Source organism: Pseudocolwellia sp. AS88 (genome assembly GCF_030551755.1).
In the GTDB taxonomy this organism is placed as follows: domain Bacteria; phylum Pseudomonadota; class Gammaproteobacteria; order Enterobacterales; family Alteromonadaceae; genus Pseudocolwellia.
Map to the genome: position 1 here is coordinate 40,809 of NZ_JAUPEC010000024.1, position 21,079 is coordinate 61,887.

Consider the following 21,079-nt stretch of genomic DNA (forward strand, 5'->3'; position numbering starts at 1 on the left):
ATTGTGCTCTATATAAATACTGAGATTTTTAATGCCGCAAATAATAACCCAAATAGCCAATAAAATGCACATTTCTTGGCAAAAAGAATTGGCAAATGTTGTAACTGACCCTAAAGAGTTACTAGAATTACTTTCAATTGATGCAAATAAGTACTTACAACACTTCAAAGCAAGACAGTTATTTCCTGTAAGAGTGCCCCGACCTTTTATTGATAAAATGATAAAAGGCGACATAAACGATCCTTTATTAAAACAAGTCATGCCGTTAAATAATGAATTTTTAGTGACTGATGGCTTTTCAACAGATCCGTTAGAAGAGCACGATACTGTTGCAAAGGGTTTACTACACAAATACAAACATCGAGTGTTAATGATTGTAAAAGCAGGATGTGCGATTAATTGTCGATACTGCTTTAGACGACACTTTCCCTATCAAGACAACAGCCCAAGTAAAGCCGACTGGCAAGAAGCCTTAAGCTACATTGCTGAGCATACCGAAATCAACGAAGTTATTTTTAGTGGCGGCGATCCACTGATGGCAAATGACGGACATTTACGTTGGTTAGTTGAGCAAATAGAAAACATCAGCCATGTGAAACGTTTGCGACTTCATACGCGACTCCCTGTTGTTATTCCTCAACGTATAACGCCAGCATTGGTTAATTTATTAGAAAGCAGCCGCTTGAAAGCAACAATAGTCCTGCATATTAATCATCCAAATGAGATTAATACCGAACTAGATAATGCGCTAGCACCTTTAATAACAGCCCGTATCCCCTTATTTAATCAAAGTGTTTTACTTAAAGGCATAAATGATGACGCGCAGATATTATCTGCACTCAGTGAAAAATTATTTGATAGCGGCATTCAACCTTATTACCTACACATGTTTGATAAAGTGCAAGGTGTTGCGCATTTTGAAGTTGATGAACAAGTAGCCATTAATATTGTAAATGAAACGATGGCAATTTTACCCGGTTTTTTAATGCCTAAATTAGTAAGAGAAATTGCGGGTGAAGCTAACAAAACCCCTATTAATTTGACATAATACGCACAAAATATATTTACCAAAAAACAAAGAGCTTAAATTCATGACCAGCACTGTAAATCAACAATTACTTGATAACATTTCATTAGTTTTAAAAAAATCGTTAGCTGCAGATGCAACACTAGCTGATTTAAGAGAGAAAACACAAGCAGGCTTTGAAGCGGTATTTAAAAAAGAAGCAGGCTTTAATTGTACAGCTAATACTTTTCAACCTTATGTTGAAGAAGTTGCAGACGAATTTATCTTATGGCAAAAAAACCAAGATCAAAAATTACTTATTAACATAGTGAAAAAAATTGAGCAGCTTTTTATCGTACTAGGTAGCTTTGAAGAAAGTTATAAATAAGCTTTCCTCACTGACTTCATTCCATAACAACACTTTATTATGAAATGAAGTCAACTTGCTAAACATTCATATTAGATTATGGTGCTAACCTTGAATCGTTATTGAATTCTTACTTCTGTTTAACAAAATGAGAAAACTCATTTTCCGGCATCGGACGCCCTAAGAAATACCCTTGCCCATAATCACACTCAAGCGCCTTTAAAAAGTCTAGCTGCTCTTGAGTTTCAATACCTTCAGCAACAACACGTAAACCCAGTTTTTTAGCCATCAATAAAATCGTCTCAACTAGAGTTTCTACTGACGCATCTTTACCTATGTCATCGACAAAGCTTCGATCAATCTTAATAATATCTACAGGAAACTTTATTAAATAACTCAATGATGAGTAACCAGTACCAAAATCGTCTATTGCTATTTTGACTCCATACCCTTTCAATGTATTTAAAACATCCAAAGCCTTTTCAGAGTCACTTGTTAGTAACCTTTCTGTTATTTCAATCGTAATATTTAACTCTTGGCTTAGCTCTTTAATACACACCATCCAATTTTCTAGTGCTTTATCTTTCGTATGAAAAATACGAGGTGAAATATTAATTGCTAACCCAATATTATGACCATTTTGGTTAATTGAAATAAGTTGTTGCGCCGAGTTTTGTAGCATAGCTAAATCTATTTTATTGATTAAACCCGACTCTTCTGCCAATTCAATAAATTCTACAGGAGGTACGAATGTTCCATCATCTTTTTGCCATCTGGCTAAAGACTCACTCTTACAAACGGTATTCGTATTTAAATCAAGAATAGGTTGAAAATAAGGAATGATTTTATTGGCATCAATAACGGCAATTAAATCATTAAGTTGATTATGCCGATATTCCGATTTAACTTGCATTTCAGTTGTATAAAACTGACAGCCATTTCTTCCACTGCCTTTAACTTCATACATAGCTTGATCGGCTTTTTGAATTAATGACGCAGCATCAACACCATCTTCAGGATAAATGGCAATACCAATACTTGCACTACAATATAAAAACTTGTCATCAATGTCGTAACTTTTTTGCATCGCCTCATGAATCTTATCGCTGATGTGTATAGCATCTGATAATTTATGAATGTCTGAAATGATAACCCCAAATTCATCACCGCTTAATCGCGATACCGTGTCATAATCACGTACACTATGTTTAACTCTATTTGCAGCAGAAACTAGTAATTTGTCGCCTACCTGATGCCCATGATTATCATTAATATCTTTAAACCTATCTAAGTCGATAAAAAGCACAGCCACTTTATTATTTTTTCTTGCAGCTATTTCCATCGCGTTTTCTAAACGGTCATTAAATAAAACTCGATTAGGTAAATTAGTTAGAGCATCGTATGTGGCTTGATGTTCTATAATTTTTCCACTCAGCACTTTATCTGTTACATCTTGCATAGTGCCCGTTAAAACATCTTTCATATCTTTTTTAGATACGTTCATGATGACACGAAGCCAGTCTTTAACTTCTTTATCAGACACTAACTCTAAATCAAGCTCAAAGTGTTTATGAGTAAGAAAAGCTTGTTCTATGCTATTTTTCAACTCATTAAATTCCGACGTATCGAATAGGTCAGAGACGTCATCTAAAACAAAGGGACGAAAATCTAACGGTTTACCTAATAAACGTGATGATTGCTTGGACCAATCAATAAACTGTAAATCTTTATCTAGCTTCCATCCGCCTATTTTTGCTACTTGTCCTACATTTTCAAGTAACTCTTGGTTCGTTAAAATAGTTGCTTGAAGTTTTAGTTGTTCATTTTGTTGTCTAATACGAACCACGGCAAAGACACATATAATCAACGTTGATAGGATTAAGATCATTCTAAAAATGATAATATTAATTTCGGTATTATTAATCGTTTTAGGTGTAGCGGCCAACTGCCATGTACCCGCACCAACATTAATAGCTATTTGAATATTATCTGGATTATCAAAAGTAGCCTGTTCACCAAAAAAAACAGCGCTTTCCCCCCCTTCTATATCAATACTGCGTATCGCCAAATTAAAGTACTTAGTTGTAGCTAGAACACCTGACCTAAGATATAACATGTCTGAATCCAGTGGCGCAGAAATAATCCCCCATAAATTACGGTCGTCTCCTTTACCTGTATAAATAGGAGCTCTACCAATAAATGCCTTACCTCCTTGAACTAATAGAACCGGGCCAGCAACCAATAATCGCCCAGTATTAGTCACTTGCATTACCATCTGCTTTTGAGCGACATTTTTACGGTAATCAAGCCCTATCGCCTTTTCATTGCCTTTTAAAGGATATACATAATTAACAACTAAACCTTTAGCTGCAGCAAAGTTGATAAGCATGGGTTCTTTTTTAAATATCTCTTGTGCATAATTACTAAAATCATCTTGATCTAAATTAGGTTCAGCAGAGATATAAGCAGCAAAGCCACTTAACATAGATAAATTTGTTTGTAAGTCTCTTTCAAGTTTGGCACTAATTGAAGTTAACTGTCTGTAAAGATTTAATTTATTCTTTTGGGCATGGTCTTTATTAAGTATTTTTACAACTTGCAAATCAATAACATATGAAAACAAGAAAAGGCATGTAATAGCTAATAATATGCTACGTTTATTCCATGAAATATACATACCAATAACAAGAAGGATTAGTATAAAAAATAAGATAAAACTAAATGATAAATTTGTTGCTTCATTAAATTTATCAAAAAAGAATTCTTCTTCAACTAGATGAGAATTGACAATCCCCAGTTTTCGTAAACTGTCGTTCATCGCAATCCAACGATTAGGATCGATTTCGCCAATTGACTGCTCAGGGTAATTTATTAATGAGTCAACTATTTCAGCATAAGCCAGGTTGTAACCATAAAGATCTTCATATTTGTATGCATAGCGAGGCAAGTCGTTAACTATTCTATTAATCAGTTCTTTTTTATGGCTTAACGCATACTTCCAACCCTTTTTAGACGCTGAGATAAAATTAGCGACAAGCTCTGGGTCTCTTTGGGTTAGCTGCAAAGAAGTAAATAACGTATCCCCATAAAAACTCGCACCAAAATCTATTGGGTCTAATTTATTAAGAATGATTCCTTTTTCTTTAGCTTTAAAAGAAATATAAACTTCATGTGTAAATACAGCATCTACTTCCTTATTAATTAATGCATCTATAGGTTCTGAGGTATTTACAAAATCAATCTTATTAAGATCATAGCCATGAGCAATAAACAGTGCTTCAATCTCAGCTTGACCAGAACTTATGGATGTAGCTCCAATGCGTAATTTAGATAGTTGTAAGAGATCCTCTATGGGGGTATCTGAAAGAGAATATGCAGCATATTGGCTTCGTTGAAATATTGAGGATAAAACCACAACGTCTAAACCATGATCTTTTGCAGTGAGAATATCAACGCCTCCTATGGCGAAGTCAGCATTCCCATTTTGTATTTCGCCCACCGCAGATACAAATGTGCCATCAGGCCGAGTTATGGATTTTATATCTAAATCTATACCAACATCTTTGTAGTAACCTTGCCAAAGTGCCGCATAATAACCCGCGAATTGAAATTCATGTTCCCATTTCAGCTGCAAGACCACTTTATCTGAAGAAGATGCTTGCGACATCATCACGCAGAGAAGAATCATTCCATAGAAAATTTTATACATTTAACAATATCAGATATTTATTAGTTAACTTGATCGTAGCAGAAATTTACACTTTTTGCTTTTTTGTTGAGCAATGTTCAATGATTTATATAGCGATGAAGTCAACCAGTTCAGTGCTTAAATTTATAATATTAGCGCTAGATGTAAACTAGATTTAATGAAGTAGAGAAAAGGTAAGAAATACTAGAGATAGTCATTTATACCTCTATACCAAATTAACGGCATAGAGGTTCGTGGTTTTAATCGATTTTGTCTGGTACGAATGTATTTTTAAACCATTTGTCTATCATACGTTTTTCGTAATAAAGGACGCTGTTTGATTTATAAGAAGATGAAGAAGTCATAAAGCCCATATCTTTTAAATCCACATCTCCGGAGGCTGCAATACTTTTATCGGTATTGATTAACTCATAGCTAAACTCTATACGAGGAATGTAAATATCTTTAACAATACGGACTTGTTGCATACTAGAAAAACGAACATCACCGGCTAAATCAACATTCGTTACATTAATTTTAAGTGTTTTCCCTTCAGGTAACTTTTCACTTAATTTGGCAAAGTGTTTTTCAAAATTTTTAAATATTCTTTCTTTAAAATGCTTTCTATTTTCGTTACCTGAGCGAACATCAGTATATTTATCGGGCTCTGTCCAGATGACTTCAGACTCACCTGCTGTGGCACTTCCTATAGTAGTGAGTAAAAAGAATGGTATTAAAGATATTTTTAATATTTTCATATTACCTCCAAAAAAAGTCTGTTGTTATTTAAGTGAACTTTGCAGCAATGTATTCAATTTTAAAGTTTTACTTAGATGTTGCCATTAACCGTTTTTGTTATACATAAAACGTCTCATGCAATGGAACTTTTCTATCTAAATCACCCTTTATAAAAATAGCTTAACTTTACTGACATTATTTAGTAAGTAATTTCATTACTGAAAATGTAATCAAGTGCTACCAACTACACTGAAAAGGACATTATTTTTCCGTAATTAATGCTTCTACCTGACACATATTTTGCGCGCAAACTTGTGTTAAGTTCTTTGCTTGAACATCGCAGTTATTTTGTGGAATTGATTTACCCTCAAAATCTTTTCTCAATTCCTTCATTAATAAAGATGCACCAATCGTATTTACAGCGACTACGCAATTCAAACCAACTTCTTTTGTATCAATTAGCACACATTGTGCTGAATTCACGCAGGTAACGTTTTTAACGATAATATTTTTATAGCGTGTTAGCTTATCTAGATTCACCTTGTCTTTATCAACAAAAGTTAATTGTGCTTTAGGAGAGCTTTGTTCTGTAGCATTAAGCTTTTCTTGGTTTAGCTTATTTTTAAGAGCAGTTGTTGCAGCTTCGTTTTCTTTAAGTGCATAACCTAAGCTTAGTAATACAACTACAAACCCAAAGCAAACAATCCCCATAATTGTTAACCATTTATACATTATTAAGCCCCTAACTTATCGACAGAATTCATTCATTATAAATAAAGTTATTATTCCTGCAATTAATCCCGTGACATAGAACCTGTTAACCATTGGCACATTTTCATGCCTCTTATTTATTCCTGCAATCAATCCCACAATATAGAACCTGTTAACCATTGAAACATTTTATGCCTCTATCTATTCCTCCAATCAATCCCGCAATATAAAACCTGCTACCATTTGCACATTTTCATGTCTGTTAATTACCGACGAAATACGTTCATTATAAATAAAGTAAATATTCCTGCAATCAAGCCCCACATTACTGAACTAATACCCAACATGCTCAAGTCTGATGCTGTGACTAAAAAGGTGATCATTGACGCTTCCAGATAATGCTCATCCGATAAAGATTGTTTAATACTATTTGTGATAGTACCAAATAAGGCCAATCCCGCTAGTGCAAAAATTAGTGCGGCTGGAAATGTAGAAAACACTCCAATGAGGTAACCAGAAAAAATCCCCATAAGAATATAAAAAATGCCTCCAGCAACAGCTGACCAATAACGTTTATTAGGATCTGCGTCTACATCTTCACTCATGCACAAAGCCGCAGTTATCGCAGCTAAATTTAAAGAATAACCACCAAAAGGTGCTGCAACTACATTTGCTAGCCCTGTAAAGCTCAGTATTTTTGAAATGGGCGCTTTATATCCATGTGCTTTTAACACAGCAATTCCAGGTAAATTTTGTGCTGCTATAGTTACAATAAAAAGAGGAATACCAACACCAAGCACACTCTGCATAGTGAAATTGGGTGCTATGTATGTAAGCCCAACAAAAGTAAATTTGGCATCATTAGGTAGGATCAGACCTGTTTGATCCGCAACGATTACACCAGCAGCTAATACAAACAACATAGTGTATTTAGGAAAAACACGCTTACTAACAAGATAAACAATAAACATAACCATAATAAGAAAAGGCTGTGTATTCATTTGATCAAATACACCTATTCCAAAATTAACTAAAACACCTGCTAACATCGCTGTTGCCAATTGAAAAGGGATTTTATTCATCAGCTTTTCAAACCAACCGGTTACACCACATAAGAATATGAGTACGGCAGAAAAGATAAAACCTGCAACAGCTTCATTTATCGTGAGCCCTTGGGCATTACCAATTAATAATGCTGCACCAGGAGTCGACCAAGCAACTAAAATAGGAATACGATAAAAATATGATAGCGCTATGCTACTAATGCCTAGCGATAAACCTAAAGTAAATAGCCAACTAGCAGCAAGATTAGCATCACCACCAAAATTAATAACCATTTGATAAATAAGCGCAATAGAGCTTGTAAAACCAATTAGAACAGCAACAAAACCAGCAAGAGTAGCGTTTAATACTCGATTGACTAACAAAGACCAGACTCCCATAATAAGACGTTTGTATGTTTTAACGTACGCTTGAAAAATATTTTAATTATTACTTATAACACCGTGCGCAATAACGCACAAGGAGAATCCATATTAGCCTTCCTCATAATATTATCGGCCTTCAACTAAAGTCAGCAAGAAGCAATAAAGGCTGGAGCCTTGATACTACAAGTAAAAATACTGGTGTTTCAAAAGCCATGTTAGGTCAAATTGAACGTGGTGAGTCAAGTCCAACAGTAAGTAAATTATGGGAAATAGCCAATGGTTTTGCACTACCCTTAACTTATTTCTTTGGTGAATTAGAAAGTAATAATGTAGAGCCTAAAAAACTCATTACGGAAAAAAGCATCGCTGTTTCTACCTTATTTTCTTTTGATCCGGCAACAAAAAGCGAAATTCTACTATTAACTTTAGAGCCAGCACATCAACATATATCAGTACCGCACAGTAAAGGCGTAATAGAACACCTTATTGTTATTGATGGTGAAATGGAATATTTCATTAACAACCAGTGGCATCACTTAAAACAAGGTGAATTTGTGAAGTTTAACGCAGATGTGGAGCATGGATATCGTAACCTGTCAGCTAAAACAGCAACGTTTCATAATGTGATTTTTTATACGGATGAAGGTAAAAAAAACACATAAAAAAGCCAGTAATTATTACTGGCTTTGTATGAAACAATTAAGAGGTGATTTACTTTACTGTTACTTTCGCAAATTTACGTTTACCAATTTGAAAAATACCTGTTGTTCCAGCTTCAATGGCTAATTTATTATCAACAATTTTTTCACCATCAAGTTTGGCCGCACCTTGTTTTATCATACGCATAGCTTCAGAAGTGCTTGCAGCTAAACCCGCATCTTTAAACAAGTTGGCGATAGCAATAGTGCCATCTTCTGAATTAACATCAACTTCTGGGATTTCGTCAGGCATTGCACCTTTTTGAAAACGGTTGATAAATTCTTGATGAGCTGCTTCAGCTGCGTCTTCGTCATGAAAACGAGCAATTAACTCCTTCGCTAAATTAATTTTAACATCACGAGGGTTAGCACCGTTCTCAATATCAGTTTTGTAAGCTTCAATTTCAGCGATCGGCTTAAAACTTAACAATTCAAAATAACGCCACATTAATACATCTGAAATCGACATCATTTTACCAAACATTTCTGTTGGGCTATCTGTAATACCAATATAGTTGTTTAATGATTTAGACATTTTTTGTACGCCATCTAAACCTTCTAACAATGGCATCATTAGTACCGTTTGAGGACGTTGCCCTTCAGACTTTTGTAGTTCACGACCCATTAATAGATTGAATTTTTGATCTGTACCACCTAACTCAACATCAGCTTCTAAAGCCACTGAGTCCCAACCTTGAACAAGTGGGTACATAAATTCGTGAATAGCAATAGCTTGACCGCCAGCATAACGCTTTTTAAAATCATCACGCTCCATCATGCGAGCAACCGTTTGGCGAGAAGCAAGTTTCAACATACCTGCAGCACCTAACTGGTCCATCCAAGTAGAGTTAAAAGCTACTGTAGTTTTAGCCGGATCTAGAATTTTAAATACTTGCTCTTTGTATGTTTCAGCATTGGCTAGTACATCTTCTTTGGTTAACGGTTTACGTGTAACGTTTTTACCCGTCGGATCACCAATCATTCCTGTAAAGTCACCAATAAGAAATATAACTTCATGACCTAACTGTTGAAACTGACGTAACTTATTTATAAGTACGGTATGTCCAAAGTGTAAATCGGGAGCGGTAGGATCAAAACCAGCTTTTATTTTTAATGGCTTACCTTTTTTTAACTTTGCAAGTAACTCATCTTCTAACAAGATCTCTTCTGCACCGCGTTTAATTTCTTCAAACGCTTGGCTGACATCGGTCATTCAGGGCTCCAATAGGGGGTAATTTTTGATATTTTATAGACGAATTCTACTGCACTTTATGCTTAGGATAAAACCCTATAGCTGTTGTATTTGTTTTTTTTTGTTATAGTTACTCATTCGCCTTTTCGTAAAATTTAGACAATAGAAGTTAAACGATTGAATATTATACATAATTACTTCCTAGAGCTGCCTAAGCAACATAAAATTATAATTAGTGTTTGCACTATTATATTTGTGCTCTTGCTTATTTTACCTTCTGAAAAAGCAACTGCGGGACGTCAAACGCAAGATACAGCATTAGAAATTGGTAAAAGATATCAATTACCTGTCCCTCAAAACTCATTATCTTCAGCTGAAAGTGAAAAGACTCAAGCGAGTAATACCAATGTTGCTGTAGAAGCTGATGATGAAAATAAAAAAAATGAAATAGATGAAGTTACTGAAGATGAATCAGAGCTTTTTGAAAGCTATACATGGGATACCGCAAAAGTAAAAAGTGGTGATTCTTTAGCAAAAATATTAAAACGTTTAGGTTACAGCCCCCGCACAACTCATGAATTAAGTATTGCTAAAGGTAAAGATTCAAAGTTACTACAAAAATTAAATATTGGTGATCAACTTCATATAGCAAAAGACGAAAGCGGCAAATTAGTAGCGCTTACCTACCCTCTTAGTAAAACAGATACTTTATATGTAAACTGGAATACCGATCATTACGAATCTCACGTAGAAACTAAAACAGTAGAAATTAGAGAAACTACCGCCCATGGGATTATTAAATCGAATTTCTGGAGTGCCGGTATTGAAGCAGGTTTAGATGATGCTCAAATAATTAACTTAGCCAACATTTTTGGCTGGGATATAGATTTTGCTTTAGATATTAGATCAGGCGACAGCTTTCATGTTGTTTATGAAAACAAATATATCGATGGTGAATTTATTGGTGCAGGGAAAATATTAGCTGCTGAATTTGTTAACCAAAATGAGCCTTTCCAAGCTATCCGATTTACTGATGGTGAATATTACTCAGCTACTGGGAAAAGTATGCGTAAAGCTTTTTTACGCGCACCAGTAAACTTTAGATATATTAGTTCTAACTTCAAGCCAAAGCGCTTTCACCCAATACAGAAAAAATGGAAAGCACATAACGGCACTGACTACAGAGCCAAAACAGGCACCCCTGTTGTTGCGGCAGGTAATGGTAAAGTTATTCAGTCAGCTTATAACAAGTACAATGGTAACTATGTGTTTATTCAGCATGGTAATGATATTGTGACCAAATACTTACACTTTTCTAAGCGTAAAGTTAAAAAAGGTCAACGTGTTAAACAAGGCGATGTTATTGGCTATGTAGGCTCTACAGGTATGTCTGAAGCACCACATTTACATTATGAATTTTTACTTAATGGCGTGCATCGCAATCCTAGAACAGTAAAATTACCTAATGCAAACCCTTTAGCTAAAAAAGACAAAGCAGAATTTGCAATGCTAGCTGAACAACGTTTAGCTGAACTGGCTGGCTCACGCCAAGTTATGTTAAGTATGCAAGAAACACAATCAAATCAGTAATGACCACAATTAACAATCAGTTATATATTGGTCTTATGTCGGGTACAAGTGCTGATGGAATAGATTTAGCACTTGTCGACTTTTCATCAGGTAAACCTGAACTTGTTACTAGTTATTACCAAGCTTACGATGAAAACACCTATCAAAAGATAACTCAACTTTATCAACCTGCATCTAATGAAATTGATAAAGCCTTTGCTTTAGATGTTTTACTAGCTAAACAGTTTGCCGGAGCTATTGAGGCATTTATTTCTAAAGAGAAGCTCGATAAAAACAAAATTATCGCTATTGGCAATCATGGACAAACCATCCGCCATAGACCAACAATAACAGCTGACATAGCGGCTCCATTTACACTTCAAATCAGCTGTAATCAAACCTTAGCTACTTTAACTAATATAAGAGTTATTGGTGACTTTAGAACAAAAGACATGGTGCTAGGCGGTCAAGGAGCTCCATTAGTTCCTGCCTTTCATAAAGCATTATTTCCCAACGAATCTGAAGATGTATTTGTAGTTAATATAGGTGGGATTGCTAACGTAACTTACCTTCCTAAAGACACAAAGACGTCAGTATTAGGTTTTGATACTGGGCCAGGAAATGCACTGATCGATGATTGGTATAAAGCTCACAAGCAAGGTCGATTTGATCATAATGGTGAATGGGCGCAATCAGGTACTACAAACTCAGCACTTTTACAGCACTTTCTTAATGATCCTTATATCAAGTTACCAGCACCTAAAAGTACAGGTAGAGAATATTTTAATCTTGATTGGGTAAACAAAAATATAACTGAGTTTGTTGAGCTGTCTAAAGATAACATAGAACTAAAAACTGAAGATATTCAAGCTACATTGACCGAGCTAACAGCACAAACGATTAGCGATCAAATAAACATTTTAAGTACGAAAGCCAACGTATACCTTTGCGGTGGCGGCACCTTAAACTCTTACCTATTTAATCTAATAAAACAAAAACTTAACAATCTAAACGTAACAAGTAGCGACACAATTGACATTAATAGTGACGCTTTAGAAGCCTCTGCCTTTGCTTGGTTTGCTTATGCTTTCGATAAAAAGACTCCAGGCAACATTCCAGCAGTAACAGGGGCTAGCAAAGAAGCAGTTTTAGGTATTGAGTTTCACCCGTAAAAAAGACTAGATATAAAAATGTCTCTCTCTATAATGATTGTTCGTTGTTCAAAAATAAGACGCGCATTGTTGTAAGATTGTACTACAATTATAAATCAATCTAGTTTGTGCGCCTTACTATATATAGTTAAGCTAAGGGGAAATGATGCAATTTGATGATATTCACGTAGGTATGAAATGTGGCAGCAAAAAAGGTAGCGGTACGGTTACTTCAATTGATGGCTCAACGCGAAGAATTTATATGGCAGACTGTAACGACAGTAACAGTTTTGAAGTAGAATTCGAGGAATTAATCGAAGATCCACAAGCTCATAATAGAGAAGACACTTACTACTAAAAATAATATATATGTAAAGCTCTTATTTAGGGTCTGTTGAACTTTCAGAGTTTAATTTTATTCAATTTAAAACGGATTTAATCGCGATGTGAGCTTTGTCTCCTGAGTCGCCCTACCTTCTGCATCCATGCAGTCGTATTAAAAAAGCGAACACGGGTTATACGTTCCAACATAACCCAAGTACGGACTTCATGTAGGCAGCAATGAGTAAATTCGGTTTAAATGAATCCAAAGGGCAGCATGTGTTTGATATTTCTAACTTTGGATAAACAGGGCGTTATCGTATGTTCGAGTAGCCAGCTACACGTCACATACTCTGCCTTGTCTAAATATCAAACACCTTGCTGTAAAAACAATCTCGAAAGATCAATAGACACGAATAAGAGCTTTTTTATTTTAACCATTGATTCATGTCTGTAACTAAATGGCTTTTTGCCGCTTTCCCATTATTATGCTACATTCTTTTCACTAAAAATTATTAATAACTAGTGACTAAATTGAAAATAAAAATTATTTTACTTATTTTATTGTCTTTCTCATTATCAGCGCAGGAAATGATAAAAGACAAAAATATATTCTCTAAAGAGAGTATGTCGAACCCTATTAAAACAAACTCAGCCCAAGAAATGGTAAAAGATAAAAACATCTTCTCAAAAGAGACTATGTCGAATCCTATTCAAGCAAGCCCAATTCAAGCGAATGAAAAAGGAATTGCTATCGACGGCTTTGATCCTGTAGCTTACTTTACTAAAAATCAAGCAGTTAAAGGTACATCTATACATAGCTGCCAATATCAAAATAGAACTTGGCATTTCTCATCAGCAGAAAACCGCGATAAATTTTTAGAAAACCCTGAGCAATTTATACCTCAATATGGTGGTTACTGCTCACATTCAATCCATGAGAACAAGCTTGTTCATTCAAACCCTGAAGCTTTTATAGTGCGTGATAACAAACTTTATCTTTATTTTAATGAAGAGGTTGCCAAACAAGACGTTAAAGTTAACAAGTTTACTTTTACTCAAAAAAATATAGTAAGAGATAATAACTGGCTTACTTTTAAACGCACGTTCTAAGTAAAATTACATATTAAAGTGCATATATTAAATTTTATATATGCACTAAAAAATTAATAAGAACATACTGATTATTCATCTTCTAACAGCACGTTAATATTTGGTTACCTTAAAGATAAATCATCTAAACAAATTTTTCTCTCACTTTTAAATCTGTAACCTACTCGTCTTAATACTTTTTCTATAGCAACTTACCTCCTATATATGATTTCCTTATTATAATCTTTCTAAAAATTATTTAGCATAAATTAGTATACATGCTCTAATTGCGCCCTCTGCTAGGTTTGATTTTTTTAGCCTACACGTTTTTAGTTAATACCGAGTCGAATATCATGTTTGAATACCTGCTTATTGCTTTTGCCGTTCTTGCTTTATTAAGTATTATTTTTGAAGAAGTTACACATATTAATAAAGCCAAAACCACTCTATTTTTTGGATGTATTTCATGGGTTGCATTGTTTATACATGCACAACCTGATCAACATTCAGCACTTAACCACCATCTAGAAGAGAACCTTTTAGAAATTGCTGTTTTATGGTTGTTTTTAATGTCTACCATGACCTTTGTTGCCTATTTAAATGCTAAAGGTGTAATTCAGGTTGCCGTACAAAAGCTTTTCCCCACACAGCTTTCAAAACGCAGGCTTATGTTATTAGTTGCCTTATTCTCGTTAGTTCTATCAGCGATTTGTGACAACGTTACCGCAACACTAGTAACCTTAACCTTATTGCAATCTTTTGATTTAGATAAGAAAACCAAGCTTAAAATGGCTGTGTTAACTATTTTTGCCGTTAACTCAGGTGGTGTGTCTTTGATCACCGGTGATGTAACTACACTTATGATATTCTTAGATGGTCACGTGAAGATCTCTGAACTGTTAATGTTACTTATTCCTGCTATTGCGAGTGTTTTCTTTTTAGCAATTATTCTTTCTTTTGGTACGAAAGGCCAAGCCAATATAACGCCATCAGAACAAAGTTACGACAGAATAGATATTGTTATTGCTGCCATATTTTTTAGTACCATTATCTTAACGATGGCGTTTAACATTTTCTTTAAAATACCACCGGTATTAACTTTTTTATCAGGTCTTTCTATTATGTTTTTAGTAGGCAGAACCTACAAAACAGATACCGAAGTTACCTTAATATTAGATTATGTACGTAAAATAGAATACGACACTTTGTTGTTCTTTTTAGGAATTTTATTAATTGTCGGTATGTTGAAAGAGATTGGTGTTTTAGAACTAATTACTGAAATTTACAATAAATTCGATCCAAATGTTTCCAGCTTCTTAGCAGGTATAGGTTCAGCCTTACTCGACAATGTACCTTTAACCGCGGCTTTATTAAAAGCTGACCCAGCGTTGACCACACCACAATGGTTAGGACTAACATATGCTGTAGGTGTAGGTGGCTCATTACTTGTTATTGGTTCATCGGCAGGTATTATTGCTATGAGTAAAATGAAAGAAATTACTTTCATGTCTTACTCTAAGTACATCCCTGCTTTATTCGCCGCTTATGTCTTTGGCTATGTAGTAACTATAATGCTGGCACAACACTTTTATTAAGTCGCTGTTCAATGTTATGAAATGATTGCTTCTATTATTCTCTTAATGATTTATAGAGAATAATAGAAAGCATTTTCCAATCTACTTTCTCTGGCCTTAAAACGTTAGCTTAAATCGTTATTTCGCCTGTCATATAACTGACTGCTTGTCCCGTTAAAATGACTCTATCACCTTTAACTTCACATAATACAGTACCGCTTCTTTTAGATACCTGTAACCCTGTTAATATACGAGCTGAAGAATTAAGATTTTCATTCCAATATGGAGCAATCTCACAATGAGCAGAACCTGTAACAGGATCTTCATTTACGCTTAATTTAGGGAAAAAGCTTCGGCTAACAAAGTCTACAGCATTATCATCAGCAACAGCGGTAACAACCACGCCGCGTAAATCAAGTGCTAACCATTTTGAAAAATCAGGCTTTAGTGCACGTACTTCCGCTTCACTATTTAGCACAACAACGTAATCGAATGCTGCCATAACTTTTGTAGGTAAAACTTCATCAGTTGTATTTATGTTTAAACCTAAGCCAGCAAGTAAAGCTTTCGGAGCCTCTATGACACTTGGCATTGAAGCAGGAAAGTCCATACTAAAACCTTGCTCATTTTTACTCACAATAAGCTCACCACTTTTAGTAATAAAATTCACTTCTGGTTTAGCATAATCAAGGTATTCATAAAGCACGAAAGCTGCTGCTAACGTTGCATGACCACATAAATCTACTTCTTCCATTGGCGTAAACCAACGTAAACGAATACTATCCTCAGATATCACAAAAAATGCAGTTTCAGAGAGGTTATTTTCTTCTGCTATTTTTTGTAGTACATCGTCATCTAACCATTGAGTTAATGGGCAAACAGCCGCAGGATTACCTTGAAAAATTTTAGATGCGAACGCATCAATCTGATATATTTTTAATTTCATACGTTTTAATATGCCAGCCTAATCAACAGACGACCATCCCTAAGTAAATAACAGCAAGTGCTTCATTATAAACCAATTTCACTTGAAAGCACGCGGGCTACTTGCTGAAATATACGCGAAGCAAGATTCTTTGATTCAGCTTGTATTTCAACAGCGCCAATAATAGTACGTGCACTATGAACCGACGTAGGTTCAAGGTCTACGGGGGACAGTTTTAAAAGGTAAACGGGTTGGCGTGGCTTTAATCTTCCATCGTCATCCGTGTCTACAGCAATATCACCACTATTGACTGAGGTGAGTACTCTAAGATCAATTTGGTCAGCAGCCACTGGAGCTATTGCGCTTAAAGAAAGTTTAATCGCTGGCGAAGCCGGATCATCAGCAATAAACCGAGCTTCACTTCCCAAAGTTAATCGAGATCTATCAATAGCTGGAACATAACCTCGAACATCAGCTTGTGACGATGAAACGATTCTAGAAAGTTGTGCTCCTGACGCCAACCATTGATCTTTATGTAAGTTAGGCCGTAAATCACGAACTTCACCAGCCATAGGGGCTTTTATCACCATACGATTATTACGTTCAGTCAGGCGAGTAAATCGATCTTTTTCACTGATTAATTCTTGCTGTAGTACTGGTAGTTGAGCTCGATCTACTCTGTCGCTCACCGCTCGATTAATTTGTGCCGTTAATAAATCAATGCGTAGCTGACTACGCGTTAATGATACGTCTAATTCTGGAGAAGTTAGTTCAAACAAAGTGTCTCCAGCAGCAACGAGTGCACCATCTTTCACCACAACCTTATGTATGAGCGCAGACTCAGGTGCCACAATGCGAATATCACCACCGTAGCTATATACTGCAGGGATAGTTACATGGGTATCAATAGGTAAAAAGGTTAATAAAAGTAATGCGATAAAAGCCAACATTGTTTTTCGGCTTCTAGAGCCGTTTGAAATTTCACTACGCATAGTCCACCACTGTCTAATTTCGTTCCATATAGGCAACCCAATGAAGAATATTATTTCAACCGCAAACAAAATAATGCCTAAAGCTTTGAAAAAGAAATAATAGACCGCAAGTGCAATACCTGTGAATAAAAACACACGATAAATCCAAGTACCGTAAGCAAAGGCTGTGCGCCAACTAGCACCAAACTTACCTACTACTTCAGGCATCGGACGCCCTAAACCAAAAAGCCATTCACGTAACTGCCATTTACCAAAAGCAAATGTTCGCTCTTGTAAATTAGGCACACCAACCGCATCAGACATAAAATAATATCCGTCGAAACGCATAAAAGGGTTCAAGTTGATAAAAAGACTTAATATCCAACCCGTTGTAGCTAAAACAAAAGCCGTGCTACGTAAATGTCCATCAGGTAATAAAGCCCATGCAAGCCCAGCTAAACCAGCCACCATTAGCTCCATGCGAACACCTGCAGTATCAACATCTAGCCGCTGTCGTCGTGAACGTAAACGCCAAACATCTGTTGTATCGGTATAAAGCATAGGAAAAAGCAACATAACAGCAATACCCATAGTCGATATACGGGCGCCATATCGCACCGCTGTATAAGCATGACCACATTCATGAAGTATTTTTACGGCAATAAGTCCAATACCATAAAAAATAAAGCCTTGTAGATTAAAAAAGTCGGGGAAAGTAGCTATAAATTGATCCCAACTGCGCGCAATTAAAAATAGACCTAAAGTTGTTAATATTGCCCATATAACAATGGCTTGGGTAGACCAAATAAAAGCAATACTGGGTAAGGTTTTTCGTAAAAACTTATCAGGGCGAACTAAAGGAATACGCGTAAAAAGATAGTTTCTCATCACCCATTGCCAAGCCGTTTGATAACGAGCATCTGCTTGCTCTAAAAGACTTTGCACTGCTTCACCTGGAGGTTTTTCAGTAAGTGAATTTTTTAGTAAAAATGAGGTGAATTCAGCAAACTCCTCAGGTAATAATTCTCTATGTCTAAGTTTCAATGCTGCGATAAGTTTATCCAGTACACCTAGGTGCCACAGAGATAAAATTTCGAATTCTCGTTGGCCTATTTCGAAAAAAGCATGACGAATGGGGTCGTAAATAGTCCAACTTGGTGCTCCTCCAATCAATGGAGCTCCGCGATTTATTTGTAACTCTTGCCTTAGTTCTGGCAACGGAATTTGCGCAACAATAGGATTGATATTTGCTGATACAGTTTCAGTCATGCCCTCCCCCTACAAGCTTATTCTTTATCGCTTCTTGATTAAATATAAGTTCATGATTTATGTTTGGTTCTTGCCTCATATACCATAATAAAACGCTTTCAGTCATACCAACTGTCAACCTACTACAAACCGATTGTTTGACGTGCTGCTGCAATAGGGCGTCGTAGAATACGATAAATCAATGGCACCCAACCTCCATAAACCCGTGCAGAACCGTGGGCACCAATACGTACATCATTCTCTCTCTCTGTTGGAATAGCAGCTAAAAGAAAAGCTTCTCGTCCATCGGGTAACCGGCTTGAATGGTAAGAGCTACGCGCGACTTTTGCTGCCACAGCACTTAGTGGTGCATTATCGAGATATACGGTTACCTTAGCTTCGAGGGTGATTTCAATAAGATCACGCGGCGGTAATTCAATAATAAACTCAACTCTTTTAGGATCAGCTATTTCAACAATATGTTCACCTACCGACACGGCTTTTCCTTCCCAATCTCTTCTGTCGCTATATACTGCAATACCATCTTGCGGAGCACGCAATTGTGCACGCTCTAATACGCCTTGAGCATAACTTGCTTCGGTTTCAGCCAGATGAAATTCAGATTTCGCAATAGCAACATCTCGAGCGGCTTCTTGATCACTAAAAGCTGCACTGCTCGCTCTTGCATAACGAGCGGCGGCGACTTTCAACTTTTCAGCGGCCATAGCAGCATCATTACGTAGAAGCATGTCTTCCATGCTAATAATTAGCTGCCCTTTTGCTACTTGTGCATTAGGCGATACATGAATTTGTTCAATAACACCGTTTGTAGGTGCGGCAAGTATAAAGGGACGCTCGGCAACCACTCTTACGGGTGCGAGCACACTCAATCTTACAGGCAAAAATGCAATAACGATCAAACAAGCAATTATCATTTTTTTTTGTAGGCTTGAAAAACGTGGTTTTCGACGGTCGACCCAACGCGGAGTAAAAGCTTGCCAAGCATGAGAGTACGTACAAATCAATCGCTCTACAATTAACCTTTCCCCTTGTGTCCAATCAAGTGTTCTAGCTAACAATAACCCCGCAAAGTAAGTTCCGTCGCGTTGTTTTATTGGTATCCATAACATATGAGTAAATGGGTACTCGTCGGTTTCTGGATCTTGCGAGTCTGCATAAGCGCAAGCTTTGAATTCGTGAGTATTTGCTAAATCAACATCTTTACTTAAACCTAATATCAACTCTTCAATCCAACGGATCGCGGGCGAATTTCTATCAATAACGGCAAGGCTTGATACGGTATGAACCTGCATTTCATCTGAACTACCTTCAGGCTTTAGCACAAATGCCTGGCTAAAATTAAGTAAACTTCGGGTTTCATTCACTAAATGATAAAGCAGCTCTAGTTCACTGGCTTGGTCACGAATTTCAGCTTCAAACTGCAACAGCTTTTCAGGTGTGGCCGTTTTATTTTTTGTGTTTTTTTGCTCTGCTGATGTAGCTATATGTAATTCAGAATTCATATCAATTCTGCTCCACTGGGGTAAAGCTTGCGTAGCCACTCATTCCTGGCAAGGTATTTTTTGGAATGCCGTCGAAGCGACCGATCACTCGAATAGTTTTACTCACAGGGTCAACAGTTGCACCAATACGTAAAACTTTCGCTTTATGAGTTTTGCCATTTTCATCAATTTTAATGGAGAAAGGTGTTCCTGGCGTTAACCAAGATAGCCAATTAGAAGGCACTATTAGCTTAAGTTCGAGATTACTTTCTCGGTGGATTTTGATCAGAGGAGTACCTGTTGTTGGACTTTCTGCAAGGCTAGAAAAACGCTCAACAACTTTACCTGAATAAGGCGCTTTTATAATACAGTCTTTAATTGCAGCATCTAAAGCCGCAGCTTCAGATTGTGCGCGGTTAAGGTTTGCTTCAGAAATAAGCACATCATTTTTTCCGATGGCACCATATTGATCAAGTTCGAGATTACTGTTTAATGTTGTTTCAAGTGCATGCGCGGCTGCCCATGCGGCTTTAGCTTCTGCTTCGCTGCGAGTACAATCGAAACGTACTAAAATATCACCTTTTTTAAATGCTTCTCCATCACTAAAAGGTATTGCTTTGATCATACTACCGTTAATGCTTGAGCTGATGACGGCGGTATCTCGTGCAGCCACAACACCACGTACATAATCACTATTCGAGGCGCCTCTATTAAAGCCTAAATCTTGATCTTGTGCGAAAACACTGCCAACACTTAACGCCTGAACAACCAATAGATTGATGAATATTGAAAGAGGATTCACCAATCTAGGTTTGTGATAACCAGCTCTATGAAACACTGATTTTGAATACTTTATAAATGAAATGGTACAACTTAATTTATCCAAATGATTCCGTCCT

Annotated in this window: 17 protein-coding genes; 8 read left to right on the plus strand and 9 right to left on the minus strand. The window is 36.3% G+C overall.

Annotated features, from left to right (window positions below):
* The first annotated feature begins 31 nt into the window (after positions 1–31).
* Positions 32–1,048 carry an EF-P beta-lysylation protein EpmB gene (gene epmB, locus Q5N69_RS14975; protein ID WP_304369894.1) on the plus strand — a complete coding sequence of 339 codons (1,017 nt, stop codon included), beginning with the start codon at positions 32–34 and terminating at the stop codon, positions 1,046–1,048.
* 43 nt (positions 1,049–1,091) lie between these two features.
* Positions 1,092–1,394 carry a hypothetical protein gene (locus tag Q5N69_RS14980; RefSeq protein WP_304369895.1) on the plus strand — a complete coding sequence of 101 codons (303 nt, stop codon included), beginning with the start codon at positions 1,092–1,094 and terminating at the stop codon, positions 1,392–1,394.
* A 109-nt stretch (positions 1,395–1,503) separates the two neighbouring features.
* On the opposite strand, the gene Q5N69_RS14985 is transcribed toward Q5N69_RS14980, so the two are convergent.
* From Q5N69_RS14985 to Q5N69_RS15000, 4 genes are all read right to left on the minus strand, one after another.
* Entirely contained in the window at positions 1,504–5,040 is a 3,537-nt protein-coding gene (locus Q5N69_RS14985) for an EAL domain-containing protein (protein WP_304369896.1), read from the minus strand.
* 281 nt (positions 5,041–5,321) lie between these two features.
* The gene (locus Q5N69_RS14990) at positions 5,322–5,819 is read right to left on the minus strand and encodes a DUF3016 domain-containing protein (RefSeq protein ID WP_304369897.1); all 498 of its coding nucleotides are present in this window, start codon (positions 5,817–5,819) and stop codon (positions 5,322–5,324) included.
* A 241-nt stretch (positions 5,820–6,060) separates the two neighbouring features.
* Entirely contained in the window at positions 6,061–6,531 is a 471-nt protein-coding gene (locus tag Q5N69_RS14995; protein ID WP_304369898.1) for a hypothetical protein, read from the minus strand.
* Between the two features lie 245 nt (positions 6,532–6,776).
* Positions 6,777–7,952, minus strand: coding sequence for a benzoate/H(+) symporter BenE family transporter (locus tag Q5N69_RS15000; RefSeq protein ID WP_304369899.1), 1,176 nt, complete (start codon positions 7,950–7,952; stop codon positions 6,777–6,779).
* A 113-nt stretch (positions 7,953–8,065) separates the two neighbouring features.
* Between Q5N69_RS15000 and Q5N69_RS15005 the strand changes: the two genes are divergently transcribed.
* Positions 8,066–8,599 carry a helix-turn-helix domain-containing protein gene (locus tag Q5N69_RS15005; RefSeq protein ID WP_304369914.1) on the plus strand — a complete coding sequence of 178 codons (534 nt, stop codon included), beginning with the start codon at positions 8,066–8,068 and terminating at the stop codon, positions 8,597–8,599.
* A gap of 49 nt (positions 8,600–8,648) precedes the next feature.
* Here Q5N69_RS15005 and tyrS read toward each other — a convergent pair whose 3' ends face one another.
* The gene (gene tyrS, locus Q5N69_RS15010; RefSeq protein WP_304369900.1) at positions 8,649–9,848 is read right to left on the minus strand and encodes a tyrosine--tRNA ligase; all 1,200 of its coding nucleotides are present in this window, start codon (positions 9,846–9,848) and stop codon (positions 8,649–8,651) included.
* A 156-nt stretch (positions 9,849–10,004) separates the two neighbouring features.
* Between tyrS and Q5N69_RS15015 the strand changes: the two genes are divergently transcribed.
* From Q5N69_RS15015 to nhaD, 5 genes are all read left to right on the plus strand, one after another.
* A complete protein-coding gene (locus tag Q5N69_RS15015; RefSeq protein WP_369686665.1) occupies positions 10,005–11,417 on the plus strand; it encodes a peptidoglycan DD-metalloendopeptidase family protein in 1,413 nt (470 codons plus the stop codon).
* Positions 11,417–12,568: an anhydro-N-acetylmuramic acid kinase gene (locus Q5N69_RS15020; RefSeq protein ID WP_304369901.1), complete on the plus strand. Its 1,152-nt coding sequence runs from the start codon at positions 11,417–11,419 to the stop codon at positions 12,566–12,568. Before Q5N69_RS15015 ends, Q5N69_RS15020 begins: the two co-directional genes overlap by 1 nt.
* Before the next feature lie 145 nt (positions 12,569–12,713).
* A complete protein-coding gene (locus Q5N69_RS15025) occupies positions 12,714–12,905 on the plus strand; it encodes a hypothetical protein (protein ID WP_304369902.1) in 192 nt (63 codons plus the stop codon).
* A 590-nt stretch (positions 12,906–13,495) separates the two neighbouring features.
* The gene (locus Q5N69_RS15030; protein WP_304369903.1) at positions 13,496–13,981 is read left to right on the plus strand and encodes a YHS domain-containing (seleno)protein; all 486 of its coding nucleotides are present in this window, start codon (positions 13,496–13,498) and stop codon (positions 13,979–13,981) included.
* A 332-nt stretch (positions 13,982–14,313) separates the two neighbouring features.
* Positions 14,314–15,555 (plus strand): sodium:proton antiporter NhaD, encoded by a 1,242-nt coding sequence (gene nhaD, locus Q5N69_RS15035; protein WP_304369904.1) that lies wholly within the window; start codon positions 14,314–14,316, stop codon positions 15,553–15,555.
* Positions 15,556–15,664: 109 nt separating this feature from the next.
* Here nhaD and Q5N69_RS15040 read toward each other — a convergent pair whose 3' ends face one another.
* From Q5N69_RS15040 to Q5N69_RS15055, 4 genes are all read right to left on the minus strand, one after another.
* Positions 15,665–16,480 carry a PhzF family phenazine biosynthesis protein gene (locus Q5N69_RS15040; protein WP_304369905.1) on the minus strand — a complete coding sequence of 272 codons (816 nt, stop codon included), beginning with the start codon at positions 16,478–16,480 and terminating at the stop codon, positions 15,665–15,667.
* A 65-nt stretch (positions 16,481–16,545) separates the two neighbouring features.
* The gene (locus tag Q5N69_RS15045) at positions 16,546–18,699 is read right to left on the minus strand and encodes an HlyD family efflux transporter periplasmic adaptor subunit (protein ID WP_304369906.1); all 2,154 of its coding nucleotides are present in this window, start codon (positions 18,697–18,699) and stop codon (positions 16,546–16,548) included.
* A gap of 122 nt (positions 18,700–18,821) precedes the next feature.
* Positions 18,822–20,201, minus strand: coding sequence for an efflux RND transporter periplasmic adaptor subunit (locus tag Q5N69_RS15050; RefSeq protein WP_304369907.1), 1,380 nt, complete (start codon positions 20,199–20,201; stop codon positions 18,822–18,824).
* A 1-nt stretch (position 20,202) separates the two neighbouring features.
* Positions 20,203–21,066 carry an efflux RND transporter periplasmic adaptor subunit gene (locus Q5N69_RS15055; RefSeq protein ID WP_304369908.1) on the minus strand — a complete coding sequence of 288 codons (864 nt, stop codon included), beginning with the start codon at positions 21,064–21,066 and terminating at the stop codon, positions 20,203–20,205.
* Positions 21,067–21,079: the final 13 nt, after the last annotated feature.

Coding starts and splice junctions, on each gene's coding strand:
- epmB (WP_304369894.1), top strand. CDS start 32: ATGCCGCAAATAATAACCCAAATAGCCAATAAAATGCACATTTCTTGG.
- Q5N69_RS14980 (WP_304369895.1), top strand. CDS start 1,092: ATGACCAGCACTGTAAATCAACAATTACTTGATAACATTTCATTAGTT.
- Q5N69_RS14985 (WP_304369896.1), bottom strand. CDS start 5,040: ATGTCGCAAGCATCTTCTTCAGATAAAGTGGTCTTGCAGCTGAAATGG.
- Q5N69_RS14990 (WP_304369897.1), bottom strand. CDS start 5,819: ATGAAAATATTAAAAATATCTTTAATACCATTCTTTTTACTCACTACT.
- Q5N69_RS14995 (WP_304369898.1), bottom strand. CDS start 6,531: ATGTATAAATGGTTAACAATTATGGGGATTGTTTGCTTTGGGTTTGTA.
- Q5N69_RS15000 (WP_304369899.1), bottom strand. CDS start 7,952: ATGGGAGTCTGGTCTTTGTTAGTCAATCGAGTATTAAACGCTACTCTT.
- tyrS (WP_304369900.1), bottom strand. CDS start 9,848: ATGACCGATGTCAGCCAAGCGTTTGAAGAAATTAAACGCGGTGCAGAA.
- Q5N69_RS15020 (WP_304369901.1), top strand. CDS start 11,417: ATGACCACAATTAACAATCAGTTATATATTGGTCTTATGTCGGGTACA.
- Q5N69_RS15025 (WP_304369902.1), top strand. CDS start 12,714: ATGCAATTTGATGATATTCACGTAGGTATGAAATGTGGCAGCAAAAAA.
- Q5N69_RS15030 (WP_304369903.1), top strand. CDS start 13,496: ATGTCGAACCCTATTAAAACAAACTCAGCCCAAGAAATGGTAAAAGAT.
- nhaD (WP_304369904.1), top strand. CDS start 14,314: ATGTTTGAATACCTGCTTATTGCTTTTGCCGTTCTTGCTTTATTAAGT.
- Q5N69_RS15040 (WP_304369905.1), bottom strand. CDS start 16,480: ATGAAATTAAAAATATATCAGATTGATGCGTTCGCATCTAAAATTTTT.
- Q5N69_RS15045 (WP_304369906.1), bottom strand. CDS start 18,699: ATGACTGAAACTGTATCAGCAAATATCAATCCTATTGTTGCGCAAATT.
- Q5N69_RS15050 (WP_304369907.1), bottom strand. CDS start 20,201: ATGAATTCTGAATTACATATAGCTACATCAGCAGAGCAAAAAAACACA.